Source organism: Rathayibacter oskolensis (assembly GCF_900177245.1).
Classification (GTDB): Bacteria; Actinomycetota; Actinomycetes; order Actinomycetales; family Microbacteriaceae; genus Rathayibacter; species Rathayibacter oskolensis.
This window is the reverse complement of the sequence record NZ_FXBM01000001.1, coordinates 1,804,392-1,822,542: the sequence shown is the minus strand read 5'-3', so window position 1 is coordinate 1,822,542 and position 18,151 is coordinate 1,804,392. Positions and strand designations below refer to the sequence as shown.

The window sequence follows — 18,151 nt, the reverse complement described above, 5'->3', positions numbered from 1 at the left end:
TCGATCCGAACGAACCGTACGTCCTCGCCGCCCCCTCCGTGGTCGCCGGCCTGGACTATTGGCGCGAGCTCGAGATCAAGCAGCAGCCGCAGTGGCCCGACCGCGAGGCGGTCGCCGCCGCGTCCGCCGAGATCGCGGGGCTTCCTCCCCTCGTCTTCGCCGGCGAGGTCGACCAGCTGCGCGAGCACCTCGGCAACGCGGCGCGCGGCGAGGCGTTCCTCCTCCAGGGCGGCGACTGCGCCGAGACCTTCGCGGGGGCCACGGCCGACCAGATCCGCAACCGCGTGAAGACGGTGCTGCAGATGGCCGTCGTGCTCACCTACGGCGCGAGCATGCCCGTCATCAAGATGGGCCGGATGGCCGGCCAGTTCGCCAAGCCCCGCTCGAGCGACCTCGAGACGCGCGGCGACGTGACGCTGCCCGCCTACCGCGGCGACATCGTGAACGGCTACGACTTCACCCCGGAGTCGCGCGCGGCGGACCCGCGCCGCATCGTGCAGGGCTACCACACGGCCGCCTCGACGCTGAACCTCATCCGCGCCTTCACGCAGGGCGGCTTCGCCGACCTCCGGCTGGTCCACTACTGGAACAAGGGCTTCACCGAGAACCCGCAGAACCAGCGCTACGAGCAGCTCGCCCGCGAGATCGACCGTGCGGTCAAGTTCATGATCGCCTGCGGTGCCGACTTCGAGGCGCTCCGCCGCACCGAGTTCTACACCGGTCACGAGGGCCTGCTCATGGACTACGAGCGCCCGATGACGCGGATCGACTCGCGCACCGGCACGCCGTACAACACGTCGAGCCACTTCATCTGGATCGGCGAGCGCACCCGCGACCTCGACGGCGCGCACGTCGACTTCCTCTCGCGCGTGCGCAACCCGATCGGGGTGAAGCTCGGGCCCTCGACGACGCCCGAGACGATGCTCGAGCTCATCGAGAAGCTCGACCCCGACCGCGAGCCCGGTCGCCTGACCTTCATCACCCGGATGGGTGCTGGGAGGATCCGCGACGCGCTTCCCCCTCTGCTCGAGGCGGTCAAACGGAGCGACGCGCTCCCGCTGTGGGTCACCGACCCGATGCACGGCAACGGCCTGACGACGCCGACCGGGTACAAGACCCGTCGGTTCGACGACGTGGTCGACGAGGTGAAGGGCTTCTTCGAGGCTCACCGCGCGGCGGGCACCCACCCCGGAGGCATCCACGTCGAGCTCACCGGCGACGACGTGACCGAGTGCCTCGGCGGCTCGGAGCAGATCGACGAGGCCACCCTCGCCACCCGCTACGAGTCGGTGTGCGACCCGCGCCTCAACCACATGCAGTCGCTGGAGCTCGCGTTCCTCGTCGCCGAGGAACTCAGGCAGCGCTGAGCTCGATGGTGGAGGGGGCGCGAGCGCCCCCTCCACCGCGGTCGGCTCCAGGGGATGGTCGCGCTGAGAGGAGCGTCCTGCGTTCGGCTAGGGCGGATCGCTGGCACGCGATCCACCCGTTCGCCTCCGAGAGGCGCGGCTGGTCCGGCAAGTTGCTCGTCGGGTGGCCACGGAGCGGCGTCTCGCGACCCTGGCTCACGACGGAACGCGGTTCCCCTCAGACCGGAGCGTTCCGTCTCCGGACCGCCCGTTACCTCCGAGGCGAACGGGCGGATCGCGTCTCAGCGATCCGTCCTGGCCGACCGCAGGACGCTCTCGAGAACGCGACCGTGCCGACAGCCGACCGCGGCGGAGAGGGCGCCCGCGCCCTCTCCACGAAGGGGCACAGCTACGTCGTGATCGTGATCGAGAGCTGGATGGTGGTGCCGCGCTGCACGGGGTCGCCCGCCTTGTTCGACTGGTTGGTCACCTTCGTGAGCTCGTCGGGGGCGGCGTCGATCAGCGGCCCGAGGGTCGAGAGGGAGTAGCTCCAGGTCAGATCGACCGCGTCGAGCGCCGCCTTCGCCTGATCACGGGTCATGCCGACCACGTTCGGGACGGCGACCGGCTCCGGTCCCTTCGAGAGCACGACCGAGATCGTGTCACCGGTCGTGGCGGGCGCCTCGGGATTCGCTTGGGTCAACACGATCCCGGCGGCGACGCTGTCGCTCCAGTCCTCGCCGCTGCTGTCCAGGGCGAGCCCTGCTGCCTCCGCCGCGACCGTCGCGTCCGCCTCCGAGAGCCCCACGACGTTCGGGACGGCGCCGAGGCTGACGACGAGATCGATCGTGCTCGTCTCGGGCAGGACCGCGGGCAGCTCGCCGCCGTCGGGGAGGGACGCCGAGATCACCCGGTCCCTCTCGACGTCGGCGTCGAAGATCTTCGTCGTGCTGCCGACCGTCAGAGCCTGCGTGGCGATCGCCGCCGTCGCCTCGCCCTCGGTCAGCCCGGTGAGCGCGGGCACCTCCATCTGACGGGGCCCGCTCGAGACCACCAGCGTCACGACGGAGTCCTTGTGGATGCCGGCGTCCTGCGGTGGGTCTGAGCTCATCACCGTGCCGGCGGGCACGGTGAGGTCGGGGGTCTGCTCCGTCTCGGCTCGCAGGCCACTGGACTCGAGGAGCGCGGTCGCGTCGTCCTGCGAGAGGCCGACGACCGTCGGGATGGTGCGGATCGCGCCCGGGCCCTCGCCGAACCACCACGCGGTGCCTCCGCCGAGCAGCGCGAGCAGGAGGACGACCACCGTGAGGATCACACCGCGCCGGCGGCGGACGCGTCGCCGAGCCTTGAGGAGCGCCACCGCGTCGTCGTCGACGACGGCCTCCCCCGTGTCCGCGCCCTCGAGCACGGTCGTCTGGCCGGGCGTCGCGGGGTCGAAGAGGGCGGCGGTCGCCGGCGCCGAGTCGGGGAGCGGCGCGATCGCCTGGGTGTCCCCACGCCGATCGGTCGGGGTGATCCCCATCAGGCGCTCGGCCTCGAGGAGCTGGGAGAGCATGACTCCGGCGTCGCGGGGTCGCATGTCCGGGTCCCGCTCGGTCGCCCACAGCACGAGCTCGTCGAGCGAGGTCGGGACGGACGGGACCTTCGCGCTCGGATACGGCACCGAGTCGTTGGCGTGCTGGTAGGCGATCTGCATCGGCTGCTCACCCGTGAAGGGCTGCTCGCCGGTGAGCATCTCGTAGATCATGATGCCGATGGCGTAGATGTCGCTGCGTGTGTCGGCCGTGCCGCGAGTGACCAGCTCGGGGGAGAGGTAGGCGATGGTCCCGAGCAGCGCCTGACCGGAGGCGGTGTTCGCGGTCGCCGCGCGGGCGAGGCCGAAGTCGCCGATCTTGATGCGGCCGTCGTCGGCGAGCAGCACGTTCTCGGGCTTGAGATCGCGGTGGAGGATCCCCGCCCGGTGCGCCGCGGCCAGCCCGGACAGGACGGAGTGCATGACGTCGACGACCTGCTGGGCGGTCAGCCTGCCGCGCTCCTTCAGGAGGTCGCGGAGCGTGATCCCCGGGAGGTACTCCATGACCAGATAGGCCATGTCCGAGTCCTGACCCTGGTCGAAGACGCTGACGACGTTCGGGTGCGCCAGGCGGGCCGCCGATCGCGCCTCCTGGACGAAGCGGTTCTTGAAGGTCTGGTCGTCGGAGAGGTGACCGTGCATGACCTTGATCGCCACCCGGCGCTCCAGGCGCTGGTCGTTCGCGAGATACACCGTCGCCATGCCGCCGCGCGCGATCCTCGAGCGCACCTCGTACCGGCCGTCGACGAGACGGCCGAGGAGGGGGTCGAGCTGGCTGGTGGTCACGCGATGAGTCTAGGCAAGAGCGTTCCGGGAACCGGTGAGCAACGCGGGCGGTGCCGGCTCGGAGCCCCAGCCCTCGTGCGGCGTGTTGGACGGCCTCGGCCGCCGTGGCAGTCTTGACGGGTGACCGACTCGTCCGCTGCCTCCGCCTCCTCGTCCGCCTCCGAGATCGAGTGGCTGACGATCCCCGATCTCGTCGAGCGGACGGGGCTGACGGTCAGTCGCGTGCGCCGCCTCCTCGACGAGCGCCACCTCATCGGCGCGCGCAGGGGCGGGATCATGATGGTTCCCGCGCTCTTCCTGCGCGACGGCGAGCCGATGACCGAGATCCGCGGCACCGCCATCCTCCTCGGCGACTCCGGCTTCACCGACGACGAAGCGGTCGAGTGGCTCCTCTCGGACGAGGAGAGCCTCGGGACCAGCCCCGTCCTCGCGCTGCGAGCGGGGCGCAAGGCCGAGGTCCGTCGCGTCGCGCAGGCGCTCGCCTGATCGGCCGCTCCTCGGGAGGGGCCGCAGGAGTCCCCGCCGAGAAACGCCCCGCAGAGAGCCGCCGGCTCAGGCCGCGCGCACGCTGACGCGGTCCGCGAGCTCTCGCAGCTCCTCGGTGCCCTCCTGGCGCAGCGGCGCGTCGGGCAGCACCGCGAGCGCGCTCTCGACCTCGCGGAGGATGCGCTCCTCGAGCCGGTCGAGCGCACCGCTGGCCGCGACGATCTCCTGGGCGCGGGTGATGTCGGCGGTGGAGGCGTCGCTCCGGCCGATGACGGCGTCGAGGGCCGAGCGGTCGGTGTCGGAGGACGCCGCGCGGGCGAGGCCCAGCAGCACCGTCCTCTTACCCTCGCGCAGGTCGTCCCCGGCGGGCTTCCCCGTGACGGCCGGGTCGCCGAACACCCCGAGGACGTCGTCGCGGAGCTGGAACGCGACACCCAGCGGCAACCCGAAGCGCCGCAGAGCGTCGAGCTGCTCGTCGTCGCCGCCGCCCAGCGAGCCCCCGATCGCGAGGGGCGCCTCGATGCTGTACTTCGCGCTCTTGTAGACGACGACCCGCTCGGCCCGGGCGAGGTGCTCGTGCTCGGGGTGGCCGACCCACGCACCCTCCTCGAGGATGTCGAGGTACTGGCCGAGGGTCACCTCCGTGCGCATCAGGTTGAACTCGGCCCGCGCGCGAGCGGCGCCGGCGCGGTCCTCGAGGGACCACTCGGCGTCCGCGAACAGCTCGTCCGACCACACCAGGAGCAGGTCGCCGAGGAGGATCGCGGAGGACCGCCCGAACTCGTCGGAGCTGCCCGCCCACCCGCCGGTGTCGTGCAGGCGGGCGAAGCGTCGATGCGCAGCGGGAGCACCGCGACGGGTGTCGGAGTTGTCGATCACGTCGTCGTGCACGAGGGCTGCGGCGTGGAAGAGCTCGAGGCTCGCTCCGACCCGCGCGACCGGGTCGGACCCGCTCGGATGCGCCTCGCTCGCGACCGCTGAGACCGCCGTCCAGCCCGCCTCGCAGAACCGTGCCCGGAACCGCTTGCCCCCGCTGAGAAAGTCCCGCGAAAGGTCGCCGAGGGCGGAGACGTCCTCTCCTATGGAGCGCAGAATTGGCGTGCGCCCGGTGAGGAATTCATCGATTCGGAACTGGACGCGATCGACCAGACGGGTGCTGTCATTCACCAGACCAGCCTATGCATCTGCGGCGCCTAGCGCCCGTGCCGGGCTCGGTCTACACTGAAGCGCCACCCGCCGGGTCGTGACCTGCACTGTCCACGCCACAGCCCGCTGACGCTACACCTTGCCGACGCCACACCCTGAAGGGGTCACGATGCCGCTTTCGGAACACGAGCAACGGCTCCTCGACGAGATGGAGCGCAACCTCTATCAGAACGACGCCGATTTCGTGGCGGCGGTCAGCAAGGGGCGCGGCGGCACGAACTACCGGGCCCTCGTGCTCGGCATCCTCCTCGCGATCGTCGGCCTGGCCGTCCTGGTGACCGGCGTCGCCGTGCGGCAGCCCCTCGTCGGGGTGGGCGGCTTCGTGCTGATGCTCGCCGGCGTCGTGGTCGCGATGCGCCCGGCCGCCGGAGCGGCGGAGGGCTCGGGTCTGCCGACCGCGGGTCGCCCGGCGAAGCCCCGCTCCTCCTCCGGCCGCCAGGGCTCCGGATTCATGGACCGTCTCAACGAGCGCTGGGACAACAGGGGCGACGGACGCGGCTAGCCCCACTCCGCACCATCCCCAGGGTCGATCCTCACGGATCGGCCCTTTTTTTTGCGTCCGGACGCTCCCTGGGGCGCCCTTCTCCCTCCACTCCGCTCCACCGGCGCCGATCCGCGGAATCTCGCGGATGACCGGGCCCGATGCGGCGCGCCGCAAGCGCGCCTGGGGTTGTGAGTGGGGCGAAGTGGAGTACTGTGGAGGACACACCATCCTTGGCCGGAAGAAGTGGGGGGCAGCCTGTGTTCCTCGGCACCTATTCCCCCAAGCTCGACGAGAAGGGCCGCGTGATCCTCCCCGCCAAGTTCCGCGACGAGCTCTCCTCCGGAGTCGTCGTCACGCGCGGCCAGGAGCGGTGCCTCTACGTGTTCAGCCAGAGCGAGTTCGAGGTGATGCACGAGAAGATCCGCCAGGCGCCGGTGACCAGCAAGCAGGCCCGCGACTTCCTCCGCGTCTTCCTCTCCGGCGCCAGCGCCGAGACCCCCGACAAGCAGAACCGGGTCACCCTCCCGGCTCCGCTGCGCGCCTACGCCGGGCTCGACCGTGATCTCACCGTCATCGGTGCGGGCAATCGCGCCGAGATCTGGGCGCAGGGCGCCTGGGAGAGCTACCTGCAGGAGCAGGAGTCCGTGTTCTCCGACACCCAGGAGGAGGTGATCCCCGGACTGTTCTAGCTCCTGCCGCGCGACTCCCAGCCACTCGGCGCCCGGACGCACCTTCCCCGGTGTCCGGTCGCGAGATGGATGGGGATCGGACGGCAGGAACCGGAACGGCGGGACCGCCATGACCGACGACTCCGAGAAGAACCGGGTGCGACCCACGGAGGAGCGCCACCTCCCCGTGCTGCTCGAGCGCTGCATCGAGCTGCTCGGACCAGCGCTGCAGCGCGACGGCGCCGTCGTCGTCGACGCGACCCTGGGGATGGGCGGGCACTCGCTGGCCCTCCTCGAGCGCTTCCCCGGGATCCACCTCGTCGGCCTCGACCGCGACCCCGAGGCACTCGAGCTCGCGGGGGAGCGGCTCGCCGCGCACTCCTCGCGCATCGACCTCGTGCACGCCGTCTACGACGAGCTGCCCGACGTGCTCGACGAGCTCGGCCTCGACGAGATCGACGGCGCCCTGTTCGACCTCGGCGTGTCCTCCCTCCAGCTCGACGAGACCGAGCGCGGCTTCTCCTACTCGAAGGACGCACCGCTCGACATGCGGATGGACGCCACGGCCCCGCTCACGGCGGCGACCGTGCTCGCCGAGTACGACGAGGCGTCGCTGCGCCGCATCTTCCACGAGTACGGGGAGGAGCGCCTCGCCCCCCGCTACGCCAAGCGCATCGTCGAGGCGAGGCAGCAGGCGCCGATCGAGCGCTCGGGCCGGCTGGTCGAGATCATCCAGGCGGCCACCCCGGTGGCGATCCAGCGCAACGGGCACCCCGCCAAGCGCGTGTTCCAGGCGCTGCGCATCGAGGTCAACCAGGAGCTGTCCGTCCTCGAGCGCGCGATCCCCGCAGCTCTCGACCGGGTCGCCGTCGGCGGACGGATCGTCGTCGAGGCCTACCAGTCGCTCGAAGACCGCATCGTCAAGCGCGCCCTCCAGGCCGCCTCCTCCTCGACCGCTCCCGAGGGGCTGCCGATGGAGCTGCCCGAGCACCGACCCGAGTTCCGACTCCTGATCCGCGGCGCCGAACTCGCCTCGGACACCGAGAAGGCGAACAACCCCCGAGCAACACCCGTGCGCCTGCGTGCGGCCGAGAGGATCAGGAGGACCGCATGAGCGCCACAGCAGTCATCGAACCGGCAGTCGTCGAGCACGCGAGGCCCGCCCGCCCGGCCGGTCCCGCCGACCCGGGGTCCCGGCCCCGCATCGAGGCCGTCCCGGAGAGCGCGAGGGCCCCGCGTCCCAAGCTCGTCTACGGGATCGTCGCGGTCGCGGGCCTGTTCGCGATCATCGTCATCCAGCTGCTCGTGAGCGTGGGTCTCTCGCAGGGCGCCTACCAGATCGCCGCGCTGCAGACCGAGCAGAAGACCCTCACCCGCAGCAACGCCGAGAAGCAGGACGCGGTCGACGCGCTCAGCTCGCCGCAGAACCTCGCGACGGCGGCCCAGGGACTCGGGATGGTGGCCAACACGGCGCCCGTCTACCTCCGCCTCTCCGACGGCGCCGTGCTGGGCGACCCCGCGTCGGCCTCCGCGAGCGAGGTCGGCACCGCAGCCGCCTCCTCGCTGGTCCCCAACGCCCTGATCCAGCCGGCGGCTTCCGACGGCGCAAGCGCGTCCTCCGGGGCCCCGTCGACCACCGCCGTACCTTTGCAGGGCGAGCTGCCGGCTCCGATCACCCACTGATCGGCTCGGCCGCCCCGGCCGTCCGACGACAGGCCGGACACGACGAAGGACGGCAGAGCCGCCCGGAGGAAGAAGGACACCGCCGCCGTGAGACACCACCGCTCCAGCAGACGCCGCACCGCCGTCACCTTCGTCATCATCATCGCGGTCGTCGGACTGTTCATCGGCAAGCTGGTCGACATCCAGATCGTCCGGGCGAACGAGCTGACCGACGAGGCGGCGCAGAACCAGTCGAACAGCGTGGTCACCTACGGCACGCGCGGGACGATCGTCGACCGCTCCGGAACCGTCCTGGCGGACACCACCACGCGCTACCGGCTGACGACCTCGCCGAAGAACGTGGCCGAGTTCCTCCGCGAGATGCCCGACGGTCAGGAGGTCGTGGTCAGCGTCGAGCAGGCCGCCTCCGAGATCGGCGCCGTCACGGGGCAGACCGTCGAGCAGATCACGACCGCCGTCTCCGGTGCTCTCGCCGCGGACGCGAAGGCCAACTACCTGATCCTCTTCGAGGGTCTCGACCTCGAGGCCTACCAGAAGCTCCTCGCGCTCGACATCCCGTGGGTCTACTTCGAGACGCAGCAGGGACGCACCTACCCCAACGGCGCGGTCGCCGGCAACCTGATCGGCTACGTCGGCGCCGACGGCGCAGCCCAGGAGGGGATGGAGTACGCCGAGAACACCTGCCTCGCCGGCACGAACGGCTCGGAGAGCTACGAGCGCAGCGCCGACTACGTCCGCATCCCCGGGAGCACGGTGTCCGAGACGCCCGCGGTCGACGGCGGGCAGCTGCAGCTGACCATCGACTCCGACCTGCAGTACTACTCGCAGCAGGTCCTCTCGGACCGCGTGGCCGAGGTCGGCGGGAGCTACGGGATCGTCGTCGTCCAGGAGGTGAAGACCGGCAAGCTCCTCGCGGTCGCCGAGACGCCGACGGTCGACCCCAACGACGTCGAGGCCAGCCCCGCGGACGACCGCAGCTCGCGCGCCTTCCGCGCGCCGTTCGAGCCCGGCTCGACCTTCAAGCCGATGACGGCCGCGATGCTCATCGACCAGGGGCTCGCGACGCCGACCACGCAGGCGGTCATCCCCGACACCTTCGAGAAGGACGGGGCGTCCTTCAGCGATGACTTCGCGCACACTCCGACCAACTACACGCTCACCGGCATCCTCAAGGACTCCTCCAACGTCGGCATCGCGACCCTCGGGTCGAAGCTCTCGGCCGAGACCCGCTACGACTACCTGAAGAAGTTCGGGCTCGGCACGCCCACCGCCTCCGGGTTCCCCGGGGAGGAGGGCGGCCAGCTCGCCGACTACCAGGACTGGGACAACCAGACGAACTACACGACGATGTTCGGTCAGGGAGTCTCGGCGACCGCCATCCAGGTCGCCAGCATCTACCAGACGCTGGGCAACGGCGGAGTCCGCCTGCCGTCCCAGCTCGTCGAGGGCTGCACGACGTCCGACGGCTCGGTCGTCGACGTCCCCGACTCGACGGGGACCGAGGTCGTCTCGGCCTCGGCGGCGAAGGACGTCGTCGACATGCTGCAGACCCACTACACCGACGGCTGGCTGGCCGACTACATCCACGTCGACGGCTACAACATCGCGACGAAGACCGGAACGGCGCAGCAGCCGGACGGCAACGGAGGCTACTCCTCCAGCTACACGGTGTCCCTCGCGGGTCTCGCTCCGGCGGAGGACCCCGAGTACGTCGTGACGGTCACCATCGCCGATCCGGTTAAGATGAACACGTCCCAGGCGACAGCCCCCGTCTTCCAGCAGGTCATGACCCAGGTGCTGAAGACGAACAGGGTGGAGCCGTCGACGGTACCTCCCGTGGAGTACCCGACCACGTGGTGATCGCACCCGGCAGGGCGCACCACGGACACGACGTCGGAGCACACGACCGCGACGCGCACGAACCAGAACCACACGCACCGGAACGAGAGAAAGAGCGGGCATTGCACGTCACTCGCCCGCAGTCCTCCCTCCGACCGGAGCATCCGGTCCCGCGCTCGCTCTCGCAGCTGGTGTCCGAGTTCTCGCTCGACCAGGTGCGCGGTGTCGAGGGGGTCGAGGTCAGCGGAGTGACGCTCGACTCGCGTCAGGTCGAGGCGGGCGATCTCTACGTCGGCCTGAGCGGGCGCCGCGTGCACGGCGCGGCCTTCGCGTCCGACGCGGCCGCGTCCGGCGCCGTGGCCGTCCTGACCGATCCGGACGGAGCCGCGCTCGCGGCGTCGTCGGGGCTGCCCGTGCTGGTGACTCCCGATCCCCGAGCGGCCCTCGGCGATGTCGCCGCCTGGATCCACCGCACCCGCGAGGACGTGCCCACGCTCTTCGGCGTCACCGGCACGAACGGCAAGACCAGCGTGGTGTACATCCTCGACGCGCTCCTGCGCCGCCTGGGCGTCGTCTCGGGCCTCAGCTCGACGGCGGAGCGGCGGATCGGCGACGTCGCCGTCACCAGCTCGCTGACCACCCCCGAGGCCAGCGAGCTGCACGGCCTGCTCGCCCGGATGCGGGAGTCGGCCGTCAGGGCCGTCTCGATCGAGGTGTCGGCGCAGGCGCTCAGCAGGCACCGGATCGACGGACTCGTCTTCGACGTGGTCGGCTTCACCAACCTCAGCCACGACCATCTCGACGACTACGCCGACATGGAGCACTACTTCGAGGCCAAGGCCGACCTCTTCCAGCCCGAGCGCGCCCGCCGCGGCGTGGTCACCGTCGACAGCAGCTGGGGGACGCACCTCGCCGAGCGCAGCCGGATCCCGGTCACGACCCTCGCCAGCTCGCGCGTGGTCGGCCGCCCGCCCGAGGCCTCGGCCGACTGGTCGATGACCGTCGTCGACGGCTCCTCCGACGGCACGAGGTTCCGCCTGGACGGGCCGGAGAACCGCTCGGTCGAGGTGAGCGTCCCGCTGATCGGCTGGTACATGGCCGCCAACGCGGCGCTGGCGATCGTGATGCTGGTGGAGTCGGGCTTCGACCTCGAGGCGATCACGCACGCTCTCGAGGAGAGCCGGCTCGACGTCTACATCCCCGGCCGCGCCGAGCGCGTGTCGGGCGATCGCGGACCGCGCTTCTACGTCGACTACGGCCACACCCCCGACGCCTTCGCGAACGCCCTCGAAGCGCTGCGGGCGCTCACTCCCGGACGCCTGATCATGGTGTTCGGTGCGGACGGCGACCGCGATGCGACGAAACGCGCCGAGATGGGCGCCATCGCGTCGCGCCTGTCCGACGTCGTCGTCGTGACCGACTTCCACCCGCGCTGGGAGGACCCCGCGGCGATCCGCTCGGTCCTCATCGCGTCGGCGGCGTCGGCCGTCCCCGACCGGGAGATCCACGAGATCGCCGACCCCCGCGCCGCCGTGCGCGCCGCCATCGCGCTCGCGCGCGAGGGAGACTCGATCCTCTACGCCGGACCCGGCCACGAGGACCACCAGGAGATCGCAGGAGTGCACATGCCGTATTCGGCCAGAGACGACGTCCGTCAGGCCCTGCACGAGGCGGGCTGGCTCTAGATGATCGCCATGACCCTCGCCGAGATCGCCTCCGCCGTCTCCGGCCGCCTCCACCTGGCGGGCGCCTCCTCGACCGCGACGAGCGTCGTCGACGGCGCGACCGAGACCGACTCGCGGGAGATCGCGCCCGGCGGCATCTTCGTCGCCAAGCGCGGCGAGCACACCGACGGGCACCTGTTCGCCCCGGTGGCCGTCGAGCGCGGCGCCGCGCTGCTGATCGTGGAGCGCCCCCTCGACCTCGACGTGCCGCAGGTGCTCGTCGACGACTCCGTCGAGGCGCTCGGCGCCCTGGCGACCGAGGTCGTCCGGCGCGCCCGTGCCCTCGGAGGCCTGACCGTCATCGGCGTCACCGGCTCGAACGGCAAGACCACGACCAAGAATCTCCTGCGGACGATCCTCGAGCGCGTGGGCGAGACCGTCGCCCCCCGCGGGTCGTTCAACAACGAGGTCGGCGCCCCGATCACGATGCTCCAGGTCTCGGAGACGACGAGGTTCCTCGTCGCCGAGATGGGCGCCAGCGCGGTGGGCGAGATCCGCCGGCTGGTGCGGATGGCGAAGCCCGACGTCGGTATCGTCCTCGCGGTCGGACTCGCTCACGCGGGCGAGTTCGGCGGCATCGAGCGGACCCTGGAGGCGAAGACCGAGATGGTCGCCGACCTCACCGCCGACGACGTCGCCGTCCTCAACGCCGACGACGGTCGCGTCGCCTCGATGCAGACCCGCACCGCCGCGCCGGTCCTCTGGTTCGGCCGCGGCGAGCGTGCCGACGTGCGCGCGGTCGACGTCGAGTCCTCGGCCGACGGCACGCGCTTCACGATCGAGGTCAGCGCCGGTCGAGGTCTCGCGGGCCGCGAGCGCGAGGCCGCGAGCGCCGAGCTCTTCCTCCGCGTCCTCGGCGAGCACCACGTCATGAACGCTCTCGCGGCGACCGCCGCGGCGCTCTCGGTCGGCGTGCCGCTCGAGGACGTCGTCGCGGCGCTCTCCACCGTCACCCTCGCCGAGCGGTGGCGGATGCAGGTCCTCGGCGGCGACGAGGTGACCGTCGTCAACGACGCCTACAACGCGTCCCCCGACTCCACCGCCGCCGCGCTGCGGACCCTGGCCCAGATCAACCGGCCCGGCGGTCGCACGGTCGCGGTGCTCGGCGAGATGAGCGAGCTGGGAGAGTGGGCCGACGAGGAGCACGACCGCATCGGCCTCCTCGCCGTGCGCCTGAACATCGCGCAGATCGTCGTGGTCGGCGCCGGAGCGCGGCGCATCCACGTCGCCGCCGAGCGCGAGGGATCGTGGAGCGGGGAGTCGGTCTTCGCGGAGTCGGCCGACGACGCCTACGAGTTCCTCGAGGGCTATCTGCAGAGCGGTGACACCGTCCTGGTGAAGTCGTCCAACTCGGCGGGTCTCCGGTTCCTCGGCGACCGACTCGGGGAGCGTCACCGATGAGAGCACTCCTGCTGGCCGGCGCCTTCTCGGGCGCCTTCACCCTCCTGCTGACGCCCCTGTTCATCCGGCTCTTCCACCGGCTGCAGTGGGGGCAGTTCATCCGCGAGGACGGACCGAAGTCGCACCACGTGAAGCACGGGACGGCGACGATGGGCGGCATCGTCATCATCATCGCGACGGTCGCGGGCTACTTCCTCGGGATGCTCTTCGGCAACCGGGCGCCCGCTCCGTCGGCCCTGCTCGTCATCTTCATGATGGTCGGCCTCGGATTCGTGGGGTTCGTCGACGACTTCCTCAAGACCCGGAACCAGCGCAGCCTCGGCCTCGGCGGATGGGCGAAGATCGCCGGCCAGGTGATCGTCGCGGCCGCCTTCGCCGTGATCGCGATCATGGTGCGCGACTCCAACGGTCTGACGCCCGCCTCGACCTCGATCTCCTTCATCCGCGATCTGCCGTTCGACTTCGCGACGCTGGGCTGGGTCGGCATCGGCCTCTTCGTCCTGTGGATCTGCGTCATCGTCACGAGCACGTCGAACGGGGTGAACGTCGCCGACGGTCTCGACGGACTGGCCACGGGGTCCTCGATCCTGGCGATCGGCTCCTACGTGATCATCGGCTTCTGGCAGTCGAACCAGTGGTGCTTCGACGCCCAGCTCAATCCCGAGGTCGCCGACAAGTGCTACCAGGTCAGCGACCCCTTCGATCTCGCGATCATCGCCGCGGCGATCTCGGGCGCCCTCGTCGGATTCCTCTGGTGGAACACCTCCCCGGCGCAGATCTTCATGGGCGACACCGGGTCGCTCGGCCTCGGCGGGGCGCTCGCGGCTCTCGCGATCCTCACCCGCACCGAGCTCCTGGTCATCCTGATCGGTGGCCTCTTCGTCATCGTCACCGGCTCGGTCATCGTCCAGCGGATCTACTTCAAGCTCACCAAGGGCAAGCGGATCTTCCTGATGAGTCCGCTCCACCACCACTTCGAGCTCAAGGGCTGGGCCGAGATCACGGTCGTGGTCCGCTTCTGGATCATCGCAGGGATCTTCGTCGCGGCCGGAGTCGGGCTCTTCTACCTCGAATGGCTCTCACTGGCATGACCGATCCCGCACTCGCCGCACGGCTCGACTCGCTCCGGAGCTGGCACTCCGACTGGAAGGGCCTGCGCGTCGCGGTGCTCGGTCTCGGGGTGACCGGGTTCTCGGTGGCCGACACCCTGGCCGAGCTCGGCTCCGACGTCCTCGTGCTCGCCGACCGCGCCGACGAGCAGCGGGAGCGCCTCCTCGAGGTGATCGGCGCCCGCCTGCACCGGGCCGAGCACCTCGACAGCGTCCCGGACGAGCTGACGGCCTTCGACCCCGAGCTGGTGGTCGTCTCGCCCGGGTTCCGTCCGACGCATCCCGTCGTCGAGTGGGCTCTGAGTTCGGGTGTCGCGCTCTGGGGCGACATCGAGCTCGCCTGGCGGGTGCGCGACAAGGTGACCCGGCCCGACGGCTCCCCGGCCGACTGGGTGGCGGTGACCGGCACCAACGGCAAGACCACCACGGTCCAGCTCACCGCGTCGATGCTCGTCGCGGGTGGACTGCGCGCGGCGCCGTGCGGCAACATCGGCGTCCCGGTGCTCGACGCGGTCCGCGACCCTCAGGGCTTCGACGTGCTCGTGGTCGAGCTCTCGAGCTACCAGCTGCACTACCTCGGCGCCATCGAGCCGCTCGCGAGCGCGTGCCTCAACATCGCGGACGACCATCTCGACTGGCACGGCTCGTTCGAGGCGTACCGGGAGGCCAAGGCGAAGGTCTACTCGAACACCCGCGTCGCCTGCGTCTACAACAGGGCGGACGCCGTGACGGAGCAGATGGTGGTCGACGCCGAGGTGATCGAGGGCGCCAGGGCGATCGGCTTCGGCCTCGGAGTGCCCGGCCCGAGCGACTTCGGCATCGTGGACGGGATCCTCTGCGACCGCGCTTTCCTCGAGGACCGTCGGACGAGTGCGATCGAGATCGCCACGGTCGACGAGCTCGCCGCCCGGGGTCTCGCCGCCCCGCACATCGTGCAGAACGTCCTCGCCGCCGCCGCGCTCTCGAGGGCCTGCGGCATCGAGCCCGGCGCGATCCGTCGAGCCCTGGCGGGTTTCGAGCTCGATGCGCACCGCATCCAGGTCATCGCCGAGAGCGCCGGAGTGACGTGGGTCGACGACTCGAAGGCGACGAATCCGCACGCCGCCGACGCCTCCCTGCGCTCCTACCCCTCGGTCGTCTGGCTGGTGGGCGGGCTGCTCAAGGGGGTCGACGTCGACTCGCTCGTCGCCTCCCACGTCGCGCGCCTGCGCGGTGCCGTGGTGATCGGAGTCGACCGCGTCGCGGTCCTCGAGGCATTCCGGCGACACGCGCCCGCGCTCCCCGTGACCGAGGTGGTCCCGGACGACACTGGTCCGGTGATGCAGGCGGCCGTCGAGGCGGCGGCCGCGCTCGCCCGTCCCGGCGACGTCGTCCTGCTCGCACCCGCCGCGGCGTCGATGGACCAGTTCCGCGACTACGCGGAACGGGGCCGCTCGTTCGCGGTCGCGGTGACGACGTATCTGGGAGGAGGGGCCGATGACCGCTCCGACGACGAGCAAGGCCCCGAGCCGCTCCCGCTCTGAGCCGCGCGAGAAGGATCGCGGGGGAGTGCGCACCGCGAGGATCGTGCTCTCTCGGGTCTTCGCCTCCGAATCGCCCAACTTCTACCTCCTCTTCGGCACCACGCTCTTCCTGGTGCTCTTCGGGCTGACGATGGTGCTGTCGTCGTCGTCGGTGACGTCCTACGTCAGCAGCGACGACTCGTTCGGCGGGTTCTACCGTCAGGGGGGCTTCGCGCTCCTCGGCGTCCCGCTCATGCTCGTCGTCTCCCGTCTCCCGATCGCGTTCTGGAAGCGGGCGACACCGCTGCTGCTGCTCGCCGGGTGCTTCCTGCAGGTGCTCGTCGTCTTCACGCCGCTGGGCTACTCCGTCGGCGGCAACACCAACTGGATCCTCCTCGGCGGGTTCACGATGCAGCCCTCCGAGATCATCAAGCTCGGCCTGGCGCTCTGGCTCGGTCTGCTCCTCGCCCGCCGCTACCGCGGTCCGAAGGACTGGAAGGACGCGCTGATCCCGGTGCTGCTGGTCGGCGGTGCGTCGATCGGGCTGGTCCTCCTCGGCGGCGACCTCGGGACCGTGGTGATCATGGCCGGGATCGTCCTCGCGGCGCTGTTCTACGCGAACATGCAGCTGCGCGTCATCGTGCCCCTGGTGCTCATCGGCGCTGTCGGAGCCGTCCTCTTCGCCGTGTCGAGCGACAATCGGCTCACCCGCATCCTGTCCTTCCTCGGCGACTGCTCGAACATCGAGGACTACCAGAACTCGTGCTGGCAGCCGGTGCACGGCACCTGGGCCATGGCGTCCGGCGGCATCTTCGGAGTCGGCCTCGGCAACTCCAAGGCCAAGTGGTCGTGGCTGCCCGCGGCCGACAACGACTACATCTTCGCCATCATCGGCGAAGAACTCGGCCTCATCGGCGCGATCGTCGTCCTCGCCCTGTTCGTCGTCCTGGCTGTGGCCTTCTTCCGGGTCATCCACGCCTCGACCGACCCCTTCGTCCGCATCAGCACCGGCGCCGTGATGGTGTGGCTGATCGGCCAGGCGTTCGTCAACATCGGCGTGGTGCTCGGGGTGCTCCCGGTGCTCGGAGTGCCCCTGCCCCTCATCTCCTCGGGCGGCACGGCACTGGTCAGCTCGCTGATCGCGATCGGCGTGGTGCTCTCGTTCGCCCGGACGCAGACCACGGGTCTGCCCGGCGCCCCGAGCGACAAGCCGGTGCGCGCCTCGTGACCCGCTTCCTGCTCGCCGGCGGAGGCACCGCCGGTCACGTGAACCCGCTGCTCGCGACGGCCGACGAGATCCGATCCCGGCGCGCCGACGACGAGGTGCTCGTGCTGGGCACAGCGGAGGGTCTGGAGGCGCGGCTCGTCCCCCTCCGCGGCTACGAGCTGTCGGTGATCCCGCGGCTGCCGTTCCCGCGCCGTCCGAACGCCGCAGCGCTCCGCTTCCCCTCCGCGTTCCGCGCGACCGTCGACGGGATCGTCGCCACGATCCGCGACCGCGGGATCGAAGCGGTCGTGGGATTCGGGGGATACGCCGCCGCTCCCGCGTACCTCGCGGCCCGCCGTGCCCGGATCCCCTTCGTCGTGCACGAGGCGAACGCGCGGCCGGGGCTCGCCAACCGGCTCGGTGCCCGGACGACTCCCTGGGTCGGCGTCGCGTTCGACGGAACGCCGCTGAGGCACGCCCGCACCGTCGGGATGCCGCTCCGGCGCGAGATCGCCCGGCTCGACCGGGCCGCGGTCCGCGAGGAGGCGGTGCGCGCCCTCGGTCTCGACCCCTCCCGCCCGACCCTGCTGGTCACCGGCGGGTCCCTGGGGGCTCGGAGGATCAACGCCACGGTCCACGCCGCCGTCGCCGACATCGTGGCGACCGGCTTCCAGGTGCTGCACATCACGGGCGACCGGGCCGAGATCACCGATCCCGGAGTCGAGGGCTACCACCTGCTGTCGTACTGCGACCGCATGGATCTGGCGCTGTCCGCGGCGGACGTCGCCGTGTCCCGCGCGGGAGCGGCGACGGTCAGCGAGCTCAGTGCGCTCGGTCTGCCGGCGGTCTACGTGCCCTACCCGGTCGGCAACGGCGAGCAGCGCTTCAACGCCCGCGGGGTGGTCGAGGCCGGAGGCGCGCTGCTCGTCGACGACGCCGCCTTCGTCCCCGAGTGGGTGCGGAACTCGCTCGTCCCGCTCCTCGAGGACACCCCCCGGCGCGAGGAGATGGGTCGGCGCGCCGCCTCCGTCGGCGTCCGCGACGGCTCGGAGCGACTCGTCGACCTCATCGAGCTCGCCCTGCGGTCGCCCCGGTGATCGACTCCCGCGCGCTGCGGATCCGGCCGCCTGACCACCG

General features: G+C 71.0%; 15 protein-coding genes. 13 read left to right on the top strand and 2 right to left on the bottom strand.

The window, feature by feature from the left end; genetic code table 11:
• Nucleotides 1–38 precede the first annotated feature (38 nt).
• Complete coding sequence (locus B9Y99_RS08675; RefSeq protein ID WP_085476322.1) at nt 39–1,367, top strand: class II 3-deoxy-7-phosphoheptulonate synthase; 1,329 nt, start codon at nt 39–41, stop codon at nt 1,365–1,367.
• Nucleotides 1,368–1,755: 388 nt separating this feature from the next.
• On the opposite strand, the gene pknB is transcribed toward B9Y99_RS08675, so the two are convergent.
• Nucleotides 1,756–3,705 carry a Stk1 family PASTA domain-containing Ser/Thr kinase gene (gene pknB / locus B9Y99_RS08670; protein WP_085476071.1) on the bottom strand — a complete coding sequence of 650 codons (1,950 nt, stop codon included), beginning with the start codon at nt 3,703–3,705 and terminating at the stop codon, nt 1,756–1,758.
• Between the two features lie 120 nt (nt 3,706–3,825).
• Here pknB and B9Y99_RS08665 point away from each other — a divergent pair, with 120 nt between their 5' ends.
• On the top strand, nt 3,826–4,191 hold the full coding sequence (locus B9Y99_RS08665; RefSeq protein ID WP_244274804.1) for an Rv2175c family DNA-binding protein: 366 nt from the start codon (nt 3,826–3,828) through the stop codon (nt 4,189–4,191).
• A gap of 66 nt (nt 4,192–4,257) precedes the next feature.
• On the opposite strand, the gene B9Y99_RS08660 is transcribed toward B9Y99_RS08665, so the two are convergent.
• Nucleotides 4,258–5,358, bottom strand: coding sequence for a polyprenyl synthetase family protein (locus B9Y99_RS08660; protein WP_085476070.1), 1,101 nt, complete (start codon nt 5,356–5,358; stop codon nt 4,258–4,260).
• 148 nt (nt 5,359–5,506) lie between these two features.
• Between B9Y99_RS08660 and B9Y99_RS08655 the strand changes: the two genes are divergently transcribed.
• The 11 genes from B9Y99_RS08655 to B9Y99_RS08605 all read left to right on the top strand — a co-directional run bounded on the left by B9Y99_RS08655 (nt 5,507) and on the right by B9Y99_RS08605 (nt 18,111).
• Nucleotides 5,507–5,899: a DUF3040 domain-containing protein gene (locus B9Y99_RS08655; protein WP_085476069.1), complete on the top strand. Its 393-nt coding sequence runs from the start codon at nt 5,507–5,509 to the stop codon at nt 5,897–5,899.
• Between the two features lie 239 nt (nt 5,900–6,138).
• Nucleotides 6,139–6,570, top strand: coding sequence for a division/cell wall cluster transcriptional repressor MraZ (gene mraZ, locus B9Y99_RS08650; RefSeq protein ID WP_085476068.1), 432 nt, complete (start codon nt 6,139–6,141; stop codon nt 6,568–6,570).
• Between the two features lie 109 nt (nt 6,571–6,679).
• Nucleotides 6,680–7,663, top strand: a complete 984-nt coding sequence (gene rsmH, locus B9Y99_RS08645) for a 16S rRNA (cytosine(1402)-N(4))-methyltransferase RsmH (RefSeq protein ID WP_085476067.1) — start codon at nt 6,680–6,682, stop codon at nt 7,661–7,663.
• On the top strand, nt 7,660–8,232 hold the full coding sequence (ftsL, locus tag B9Y99_RS08640) for a cell division protein FtsL (protein ID WP_085476066.1): 573 nt from the start codon (nt 7,660–7,662) through the stop codon (nt 8,230–8,232). The genes rsmH and ftsL overlap by 4 nt, the downstream gene beginning before the upstream one ends.
• 87 nt (nt 8,233–8,319) lie before the next feature.
• Nucleotides 8,320–10,092 carry a peptidoglycan D,D-transpeptidase FtsI family protein gene (locus B9Y99_RS08635; protein ID WP_244274803.1) on the top strand — a complete coding sequence of 591 codons (1,773 nt, stop codon included), beginning with the start codon at nt 8,320–8,322 and terminating at the stop codon, nt 10,090–10,092.
• A gap of 101 nt (nt 10,093–10,193) precedes the next feature.
• A complete protein-coding gene (locus tag B9Y99_RS08630; protein WP_085476065.1) occupies nt 10,194–11,756 on the top strand; it encodes a Mur ligase family protein in 1,563 nt (520 codons plus the stop codon).
• Nucleotides 11,757–13,196, top strand: a complete 1,440-nt coding sequence (locus B9Y99_RS08625; protein ID WP_085476064.1) for a UDP-N-acetylmuramoyl-tripeptide--D-alanyl-D-alanine ligase — start codon at nt 11,757–11,759, stop codon at nt 13,194–13,196.
• On the top strand, nt 13,193–14,287 hold the full coding sequence (gene mraY / locus B9Y99_RS08620; RefSeq protein WP_085476063.1) for a phospho-N-acetylmuramoyl-pentapeptide-transferase: 1,095 nt from the start codon (nt 13,193–13,195) through the stop codon (nt 14,285–14,287). The genes B9Y99_RS08625 and mraY overlap by 4 nt, the downstream gene beginning before the upstream one ends.
• A complete protein-coding gene (gene murD / locus B9Y99_RS08615; RefSeq protein ID WP_085476062.1) occupies nt 14,284–15,828 on the top strand; it encodes a UDP-N-acetylmuramoyl-L-alanine--D-glutamate ligase in 1,545 nt (514 codons plus the stop codon). Before mraY ends, murD begins: the two co-directional genes overlap by 4 nt.
• Entirely contained in the window at nt 15,782–17,035 is a 1,254-nt protein-coding gene (gene ftsW, locus B9Y99_RS08610) for a putative lipid II flippase FtsW (protein WP_085476061.1), read from the top strand. Before murD ends, ftsW begins: the two co-directional genes overlap by 47 nt.
• On the top strand, nt 17,032–18,111 hold the full coding sequence (locus B9Y99_RS08605) for a UDP-N-acetylglucosamine--N-acetylmuramyl-(pentapeptide) pyrophosphoryl-undecaprenol N-acetylglucosamine transferase (protein ID WP_085476060.1): 1,080 nt from the start codon (nt 17,032–17,034) through the stop codon (nt 18,109–18,111). Before ftsW ends, B9Y99_RS08605 begins: the two co-directional genes overlap by 4 nt.
• Nucleotides 18,112–18,151 lie beyond the last annotated feature (40 nt).

What these genes read in the sequence shown, in the direction of transcription:
- B9Y99_RS08655 (WP_085476069.1), top strand. Translation starts at nt 5,507, where the DNA reads ATGCCGCTTTCGGAACACGAGCAACGGCTCCTCGACGAGATGGAGCGC.
- rsmH (WP_085476067.1), top strand. Translation starts at nt 6,680, where the DNA reads ATGACCGACGACTCCGAGAAGAACCGGGTGCGACCCACGGAGGAGCGC.
- ftsL (WP_085476066.1), top strand. Translation starts at nt 7,660, where the DNA reads ATGAGCGCCACAGCAGTCATCGAACCGGCAGTCGTCGAGCACGCGAGG.
- B9Y99_RS08625 (WP_085476064.1), top strand. Translation starts at nt 11,757, where the DNA reads ATGATCGCCATGACCCTCGCCGAGATCGCCTCCGCCGTCTCCGGCCGC.
- mraY (WP_085476063.1), top strand. Translation starts at nt 13,193, where the DNA reads ATGAGAGCACTCCTGCTGGCCGGCGCCTTCTCGGGCGCCTTCACCCTC.
- murD (WP_085476062.1), top strand. Translation starts at nt 14,284, where the DNA reads ATGACCGATCCCGCACTCGCCGCACGGCTCGACTCGCTCCGGAGCTGG.
- ftsW (WP_085476061.1), top strand. Translation starts at nt 15,782, where the DNA reads ATGACCGCTCCGACGACGAGCAAGGCCCCGAGCCGCTCCCGCTCTGAG.